This is a genomic window from Megasphaera sp. AM44-1BH (assembly GCF_003467125.1).
In the GTDB taxonomy this organism is placed as follows: domain Bacteria; phylum Bacillota; class Negativicutes; order Veillonellales; family Megasphaeraceae; genus Megasphaera.
In genome coordinates this window covers 1-8,970 of record NZ_QSFA01000040.1, presented here as the reverse complement: position 1 = coordinate 8,970, position 8,970 = coordinate 1, and the positions used below count along the sequence as shown (strand labels likewise).

The window sequence follows — 8,970 nt, the reverse complement described above, 5'->3', positions numbered from 1 at the left end:
CTAGTTTTGTCAACTTCCGAGGCAGCGTAAAAGTTGTAAAGTGCTGTTTGTTAATTAACAAACAAGATTTATCTATAATCTTCCTAGTACTATTCATCGTAAGTCCATAGACTATACTGGGTTTCATACCAGAATCATACGCAGGCATACTATATTCGGCAAATATATCATTAGGTCTAGTCTGAGGATCAATTGTTCTTGTTAATTGCTTGCATACATCTCCCAACTTACGCTGTTCCCAAGCGCCAGTAAAACCGGGTAGCCGCATATCAGGTTCAGTCTGTCCTTTTCGCGGAAACATGTGCTGCAAACAGGACTGTTTTATGGACTGGTATTTTGCTATCAGTTTCTCTGATTCTGAGATCAATCTACTAATATCAGCAAGAGCCGCAACAATTTTTTCCTGTTCCTCATATGGAGGAACAACAATATAAGTGTCAGCAAGCGATTCTCTCGTGATCGAAGATACCTTTGTACCATGAATGTATGGAATCAGCTGGTCATGATAGTAATGTGAATTAATGAAATACCCTAACCATCCAGACGCAAATTTTCCATACTTGACTCTGCAAGGAATTGTATGTAACCCCGCTACAATATTTGTATTTGCTTGATTGGAAACTTCGACAGCCTTTCCCACGGTTTCATCTTCAGCGGTATCCGAAATAATAATGTCTCCATCCCGTAATGGTTTCCCGGAAATGGATGCATCATTATTTACATAGGGAATATCATCACGCGAACAATCAAGGACTTCTGGGAAAAGTATCAGAATATCTCCATAATGAATATCTTTAATGGAACCACTATCATAATTCAGCTGATCACGTGGTAAAGTGTTGTTTGACAATGTTCTGAAAATTTCTTCGAATGGAAGAACGTCCCATTCACTCGGAACAGCACCTATCTCTGTTTTCTTATAACCGTTCACCATGTAAATCCCATCCTTTCCAGATGAGATCTCACACTAGCTTCCAGGTCATTCACATCTTTTTCCAGCTCCGGCAATGTATGCTTATACCGGTTAGACAGCTCTACGATGCGCTCTGTTAGCTTATGTGAAATACCCGCATAAAGGTCACTGATGCCATCGTAAATGCTGTTGAACCACTTCTTATTGATAAGAAGGTCGAGTATCTCCTCGTCCGTCAGATCGGCAAACTTTGCCCGGCACTCTTTATCCAATGCATCTTGCATGCCTTTCATTGTTTTTTTATATTCGGCTATTTTATCTGTCAGTTCAAGCGCTATTTTCAACTGCTCCACGTCATCCTTCAGACTTTCCGGGACGCTTTCTACCGTGCGAATAATAATCAGCCAATCAAGAATTGCTTTCCTCGTGACATTGCCTTTTTCATTAAACACCTTTTTGCAAAGTGGAAATTTTTCGGCATAGGCACAAAGACGTTTCTTTGTGATTGGAAGCATATCATAGAGATTCTGGAGCTGTATTGTTTCCTCCGTCACAACGTGCTGCGTCAATTCTTCAATCTTTGCCTGCAGATCTTTCGCTTTTACTTTCCCGTCGTCCGAGACATCAGCAAGTGCAGATTCAGCATCTGCATTTTCAATCAGATCTGACAACTGAATTTCCGTATCCGCTACAAGGTTCTCAATATCTTCTATAGCTTTTTTCTTCTCGTGGAAAAACGCATTGATAATTAAGTCCTTGGGAATCAGCCTACCTTCCCACCCGACGACCTTCATCTTACCTTTGTTTTTCCCCTGCGTGATTTCTTCTTCGATGTTATCAGTTTCACGCGCATTACCATATCCTTCCGGATCACTAATAATCAGAGATACATCATCGTTCATAGTTTCATTCCAATACGCCAGCAAAACCTGGTATACATCATATTTGTCGATCAGGGATATTGGTTCAAATTCGACAATAATATCCTCCGCTGTAACAACAATGAGATTTTTTGCAGAAACGTTTTCATCAAGTGATGCGAGTGTAGGATATTCTTTTTGTTTCCACGCAAAAAACGCGGATTCAATCTTGTCTCCGTATTTTGAGAATTCCTCATTGTTGTATATTGCTTGCCGGATATTCTCGTGTTTGACATTCAAGCGATAATATTTCTCATCAATCGCCGAGAGCAGCTGCGTTTTAAGCGATGGGAATACTCTCCAGTATTTTGAAAGGCTGTCAATATCCGCAACTGGAATACCTCCGTGCAGATGTGCATAAATATCCTGGATATCTTCTGCATCGGAAGAATCGATATACCTTGTTAGATTCAGGTTGTAGTCGTTCTGTACCTCGATTTCGTCATTCGGCACAAATCGGGCGTACTTCGGATCAGTCGTGATCTGATTGTTAAAAGTCGTAATGATCTTATAGATGTCCCGTTCACGAAGGCGGTTCTTATTCCCGTCCTTTACATAATCGCGGCTTGCATCAATCATGAAAATGCCTTGACGCTTCGCTGCGCCTTCCTTATCAATCACAAGGATGCACGCAGCAATTCCTGTGCCATAGAACAAATTTGCGGGGAGGCCGATGATTCCTTTGATCCAGTGCTTCTTTATGATAGATTTTCGTATAGTAGCCTCAGCGTTTCCACGGAAAAGAACACCATGCGGCAAAATAACAGCGGCTTTGCCATTTGACTTTAATGTCTTCAAAATATGCATAAGCCATGCATAATCACCATTCTTCTCTGGTGGTATATCTCCATAGCCTTCAAATCGTCCGTATTCCTTGCCTGCAATTCCATCAGTCCAGTTCTTCATAGAGAATGGAGGATTAGCGACGATATAATCAAACCTTTCCAGTATGGAGTTGTCGCTCTTATCGAGATACTGCGGATTTGAGAATGTGTTCCCACTCTTGATAGTGATTTCAGCTTTCCGATGCAGGACAGCGTTCATTTTTGCAAGACCAGCTGTGGTGCTTTCTTTTTCCTGACCATAAGCCATGATTGGAATAGGTGCGGCGTCTACTGCCCGAATTAATAGGCTCCCGCTGCCACATGCAGGGTCGCATACAGTCGCGTCGCGGTTTGCACATTTGCTTATACCGACCACATTTGCCAAAATGCGCGAAACTTCGGCAGGAGTATAGAACTGGCCTTTGCTCTTTCCACTTTCGGTAGCGAACTTGCGCATCAGATATTCATAAGCGTCACCGATAATATCGTCATCATCTGCGCGATTTTGAGAAAAATTCAGCCCCTGGTTCTGAAAGATCGCTATAAGATCCGTAAGCTTATCGACCATTTCTTGTCCGCTGCCGAGTTTCTTCTCGTCATTAAAATGCGCAATATCAATAACGCCTTTCAGTTCGGAGTTTTCGTCAGCGAGACGAGCAATAATCTTATCCATACCTTCGCCGATGTTCTTATTATTCTTCAGAGCAACAAAATCGTCAAAAGAGCAGCCAGTCCTCTTCTCAGGATCGGGATCTTTATCATGCGCTTTGTCGAAGACCGTAATATCTTCGTAAGCACCCTTATTTTTATATTTGTCTGTGACGTACTTCATAAAAAGGAGCGTCAGAATGTAGTCCTTATATTCCGACGAATCCATTCCTCCCCTGAGTTTGTCACAGCTCGCCCATAACGAAGCATATAATTGTGTCTTCTTAACCGCCATTTCCGAGTCTCCTTACTACTTTAAATTGCTATTGAAGGTCTTCTCACGACATTCAATCCAAGCGCTAATATAACTATTTTATTATACATCACAAAAGCTTTTTCCTTCAATATTTCGGCTTATAAAAAACGTACCGGACATACTCATGTCCGGTACGTCTTTTGCGCATTTATCAGCTCGTCTCAAATTTTCTCATTTTTTATGCTCTTATTGCCTCAAAAAACGGACATCTTTATGACCCTACTTAGATCGATATTTTGAGGCATACTATAGCCAAGAAAGAAAACGATGTCCCAGATAAGACGTTAAAAGGTCTACCGCTATAGACGTTCACCTAAAGTACACAGGTGGCTCGAATGGCCATGGTGGTTAAAACTAAATAGCTACCCCTGTCTACGAGCATGGCAGGTTCAAACGAAACGAGATTTTTACTCCCGTTCCGGTTGCGACCTGTCACGCTCTTTTATTTTGCCATCTCCTCCGGTTCGGGAACGAACGGAGGACAAATGATGACAAACAAAGAAAATCAAGACAAAAAGATTTATGACAAAAACAGTAAAAAATGGTACAGCGTTTCTGGTGAATTTTATAAAGCACATGACCGCTACTGCAATACAGCCCGGAAACGGATGCAATATCAAAACCGTTGCTATTGCCCTAAAGGAAAATGGTGGCTTTGTGATGCGCATTGTCTGGATTGTGAATTCTATATTTCATCAACCGACTCATTAGATGAACCCATTTTCAATAATGATGGTTCCAGCAATGGCACTCTTCTGGACCATGTTGCAGACACAAAAGCTATTGCAGAAAAGATAGTTTCTGACCGAAATTTACTGCAGTATCTCTTCGCCAAGCTGCGAGAACTGGACTCAGAGGCAGATAAACTAATCGCCATCTGGAGTGAACATCCAGATGGTATCTCAGACCGTAAAGTAGCAAAGCTCCTGGGTCGTCCACAGCGTACTTTTGCAGAAGAAATGAAGCGCTTCAGGGAAAAGTATCGCCACTTAATTGACGACTAGAGCCTTCTAAGCATAGAAAAACGGTATAAAACATTGTAACCCGATGCCTTATACCGTTTTTTGTGTGTTCTATTGCAACTCGCCTATGCCCACATCCCGCAGAACTTGATAAACAGGCATAAGGTTTTCTTTATTCGGTACATAAATCAGTACGCCATCACGACCACGTGTGAGAAGAACGCGGTACGTATTGATGCGGTAGCGATAATCCGGTGTACCGGGTACGCACTTCTCCATCTGACCAGACCAATTTTTTTTATAAGGCACCCATTTACCATCTTGCCACATCAGATCATCAAACCAGCCAACAACGGGTAAATCCAGTTCCAATCCTTCAACATCAAATTCTGATTGGGACACTTTCATTTGACAGCATGAGGCCAAGCTTGTCGGTAAATCATTAAACCAGCGAGCGATATTAGTATCTCTTTTCACCTTAGGATTTTGTGAAGACGTAATGCACCCGTAACGTTTGTCATCACGGCCATCATAGAGAATATGGCAATAGTCTTTGATAGCTTTAAAGTCTTGTGTAACGTACATACGGAAATGTTTTTTCTTGATTTCGTGGTAAAGTTTTTTTGCTTCTTCAAGTTTATTATCCAGCAACGCGTTAACGAAATTGCTGACCTGTTCAGCCCCTTGCGAGCGAATGGAAACATTGAGATGTAAGCTCGGTTCGACCTGCAGTTCTTTTGCTTGACAATGCTTAAAATCTTCTTCGTATTTCGGTGAGCAAGCCACTTTCCAAGTTGATGGTAGAGCTTTTACCCAAGCTTCGATACCACCATCTTCGCCCTTATAAATTTCTTGCCCTTCGCCAATAAGGGCAATTAAGACACTCCAATCAGGACTTGAAAGAATGTCGATAATTTGTTGATTTTCCGAAAAATCACCGCGATGTTTTTCTTTCATTTGTTCTTCAGACCACATACGCTGTGCTTCATCAAATACGACAAGTTCTGTCTCTTTAAGGCGTTTCTGATTATACGATTTGACAAAGTCTGGTGCCTTCATCAGAAAAGTTGGGTATTTTAACTGTCCTTGCAATACTTTGAGCAAAGGCCCATTTCCTGACACGTAAGCTGCATTGGCATTTTTATAAGGACTGTCTGGCTTACGCATTTCATAAATGTATTGTACCCCTAGCAACGTTTTTCCGGCTCCGGGCACACCGCTGACAATACACAGCCAATGTTCTTTTTGGGCTTTGGCTACAGCCGTTACCTTTTTCAAAAAAGCAGCGGCTACAGGGATTTTTGAGCTTCTTGCCGTTTTTAAATGGGGTAGCTCACCTTTTTCGAACATATCTATCATAGCTCTTAAGGAGCTTTTATCCGGCTCATAAATAGAAGCTTCCCACTTTTCAATGTCAAGCGTTTTCTGAGGAGCCTTAACTCGCGTTTTTAATAATTTTTTTAATCCGATTTCAGAGACAAAATGGATAGAGCCATCGAGATATTCTTCCTTAGATTTCGACGTCGTCAATACTAAGCAAGTAATGATTTCCTTTCCCCGCGATTCTACATGACAAGTGCTCATAAAACGACTATACATATCAGCCTGGGCAATATCCGCATCTGTCGCGTGATCTTTATGTTTAAATTCGAGGACAAAAACCTGATCGCTACTGACAAGCAAGACGTCTGGTCGGCAACCGTTTTCCTGATAGAGCATATATTCAAAGACGATGTAAAAGTCCGGATACGGAAAAGCTGCCAGAACTCTCTGCAGGACATCAAAGCAATCATTCCAAGCAAAAATTTGATCTGGATGCAAAGTCCGCCCTGGATATTCTGCTTCATATCGTTGATGAGCTGCTTTCATGGTTTCCAGCCATGCAGATTTATCAATTTGTTTAAATTGTTCTACTAAATATGTACAAAAAGAATACATCCACTACACCTCCTCTTTGCGCAAGAAAGAATGTCATTATGTTATTTTCCTTACTAAAAGCATAATACAAATAATAAAAATTGTACATTCCCTATTGATTACAGAAAAATAAAAAGACGGTACAGAACATCTTTCCCGAAGTTCTGTACCGTCTTTCTCATAAAATCTTCTATTTTGCTATTTTGCATCAACTACAATAGCATTACCGGCATCTCCATTAGTTTGGTTATAGAGGCTAACAAACCACCAATTGGTGATAGTTCGGATTTTATGCAGTACAGTCTCCGCCTCTTGAAAAGTCTAGCTTTTCAGGAATTTCAAATTCAGAATCACCTTTTCTTCTTAGAATGCAGTAAAATCGAAATCATAATCTGTAGTGGTGGGTCATATAAAAAATGCTTAATATCAGTGAAACATTGTTGATCGCATTTCTCCTCAACTGTTGGATCGCCATGGGCCACACCATTGCGAATATTAAGGATGCTGAGTTTATTTAAGCCCATTCGATATGTATCAATTGCTCGACAAATCTTACAAAATGCTTCTTTCTCATCACTAAGAAACTCTGCAAACTTTGCAATTACTTCACTAGCAACAATGGCTTTAGGAGAATTTACAGCCCGACCAACAAAAGGAATCGCTCCCATTGTCGGATAAATTCCCTTTTTATATAATGCATTATGAACCTGTTTATAACGTTTATTATTGCAAAAATTTACTTGTATCGAACGATATAAAGAACTTTCCTTAAACGGAGCAAAAAAATTACCTTTCATTTCAGTTTCTATGCAGCTAATCAAAAGAAATGACGCAAGATCTGCCCGTTGACGAGACTGATATAAATTCAAAGCTGTTTCTATATTTTTTTGCGTTAATGGCGAAAGTTTATCCCAAACCTTTGAAATATTAACTTCGTTAATTGCCTGGTCCTTGTTTTCAGGAAGAGCTGCATAAATCCGTTCGATTATTCCTTTTGCCTTTTCGTCATCCGTACGATATTGGTCATTCTGCAATTTCTTAATTTCCTGTTTTAACACCGCACAACTTCTCTCAATAGTCTTTTTATCCTGCATTAATTTAAAGTTTTGATGCTCAGTTTTTTGAATTTGATTTTTAAGTGAATCAATCTCATCATCATCAAAACATTGAATTTCTTTCTTCAAGAACGATAGATATTGTTCATTCTGCTGTAAGGAATCACTGCGGGTCAGCAAAATCAAAAATTCCGAATAAATATCCATTAAATCTTTTTTTAATGTGTTTTTAGGAATATTATGAACGTGCTTACAAGCTCTGATAGCGTAAACAGCCCATATATATAAAACAGCATCCAAATGGTCTTCTTTTATCGTGTACGTAAACCACCGCCAGCCCCATTTTTGATAAATATCCGCCAAAGGCGTAAAGAAGCCAAAAGACATTATGGATTTAATCATGTCATTATAACATAAGAAATACCAGGCCATTACCGAACGTATCTGCGGTAGCTGAGTTACAGCCAAACTTTGCAATTTACTATAAGTATAAAGTTCAAGGAAAGCATACTTATGATAAAATTTTCTTGCTTGCAAACGGTATTCCTGAAAGAACGCATTGTCTAAGAGCTGATCCATTCGCGTTTCATCAAAATTCAGCCAGTCATTATCTGGATGCCCTATCATCCATTCTCTTGTTTTCTTAATAATCGTATTTTGAAGTTCCTCAGTATTCTGTAACTTAGGGAAAGAATCGCGATATGCAGAGTATTCCACATCGATAAAACAATCCAATTCCTCTATATTGTTACGTTGCGCCATATCATAATAGTACTGAATCATATCTAGTAAGTTAGAAAACGGGTTGAAATATCGGTTTTGGGTAATAGGGATTTTACCAATAAAAAGATTATCCATCACATTACCTCCAAATTCTAAAAAATTCATTTAAATCTTAAGCAAAATCTAACATTTCAGTATTCAACACAAAAAACACTCGTTATGATAATTGAGTTCCACTCCAACAGTAACAACAACCATACTATTTTTCCTCATAGATGCAACAGTTCACAACCTATTCATGCCCTATTAAATTCTTTATTTTTATTGTCTAAAACTATTTATATTTAGTATAACATAAAAAAGCCGATACAGAACATCCTTCCTGATGTCCCGTATCGGCTTTGCTCATGCAATCTTCTGTTTTACATCAGCCACGATGGTTTTGACTGCCTGCTGCATCAGGGTGATGTAGAGACGGTTGCGGATTTTGACCCACCAGCTGGTAGTAGTCTGGATTTCCGCCTCCAGAGGATCTGTGAAGTTCTTCATCTGCACTTCCACCAGTTTCTGGATGTCATCCAGGTCGATGGACTTGATAGCTGCTTCGGCTTCTCTCTTGGCAAAGTCTACAACGGCATTGGCGATGGCTTTCTTGATTTCTTCACGGTTCATAGTCATTTACCTCCCAAGAT

6 protein-coding genes are annotated in these 8,970 nt (G+C 40.0%); 1 reads left to right on the top strand and 5 read right to left on the bottom strand.

The window, feature by feature from the left end:
- Both DW949_RS13290 and DW949_RS13285 read right to left on the bottom strand, forming a co-directional pair.
- Positions 1-934: restriction endonuclease subunit S (locus tag DW949_RS13290; RefSeq protein ID WP_147349067.1), on the bottom strand; the 934-nt coding region annotated here is incomplete at its 3' end.
- Positions 928-3,600 carry a type I restriction-modification system subunit M gene (locus DW949_RS13285; protein ID WP_118023656.1) on the bottom strand — a complete coding sequence of 891 codons (2,673 nt, stop codon included), beginning with the start codon at positions 3,598-3,600 and terminating at the stop codon, positions 928-930. The genes DW949_RS13290 and DW949_RS13285, both read right to left, overlap by 7 nt.
- Positions 3,601-4,109: 509 nt before the next feature.
- Between DW949_RS13285 and DW949_RS13280 the strand changes: the two genes are divergently transcribed.
- Positions 4,110-4,625, top strand: a complete 516-nt coding sequence (locus DW949_RS13280; protein ID WP_118023655.1) for a bacterio-opsin activator — start codon at positions 4,110-4,112, stop codon at positions 4,623-4,625.
- A 69-nt stretch (positions 4,626-4,694) separates the two neighbouring features.
- Here the strand turns inward: DW949_RS13280 and DW949_RS13275 are convergent, their stop codons facing one another.
- From DW949_RS13275 to DW949_RS13265, 3 genes are all read right to left on the bottom strand, one after another.
- Positions 4,695-6,521, bottom strand: a complete 1,827-nt coding sequence (locus DW949_RS13275) for a DNA/RNA helicase domain-containing protein (protein WP_118023654.1) — start codon at positions 6,519-6,521, stop codon at positions 4,695-4,697.
- Between the two features lie 329 nt (positions 6,522-6,850).
- Positions 6,851-8,413 carry a hypothetical protein gene (locus DW949_RS13270; protein WP_118023653.1) on the bottom strand — a complete coding sequence of 521 codons (1,563 nt, stop codon included), beginning with the start codon at positions 8,411-8,413 and terminating at the stop codon, positions 6,851-6,853.
- Positions 8,414-8,683: 270 nt separating this feature from the next.
- The gene (locus tag DW949_RS13265; RefSeq protein WP_233539606.1) at positions 8,684-8,950 is read right to left on the bottom strand and encodes a hypothetical protein; all 267 of its coding nucleotides are present in this window, start codon (positions 8,948-8,950) and stop codon (positions 8,684-8,686) included.
- Positions 8,951-8,970: the final 20 nt, after the last annotated feature.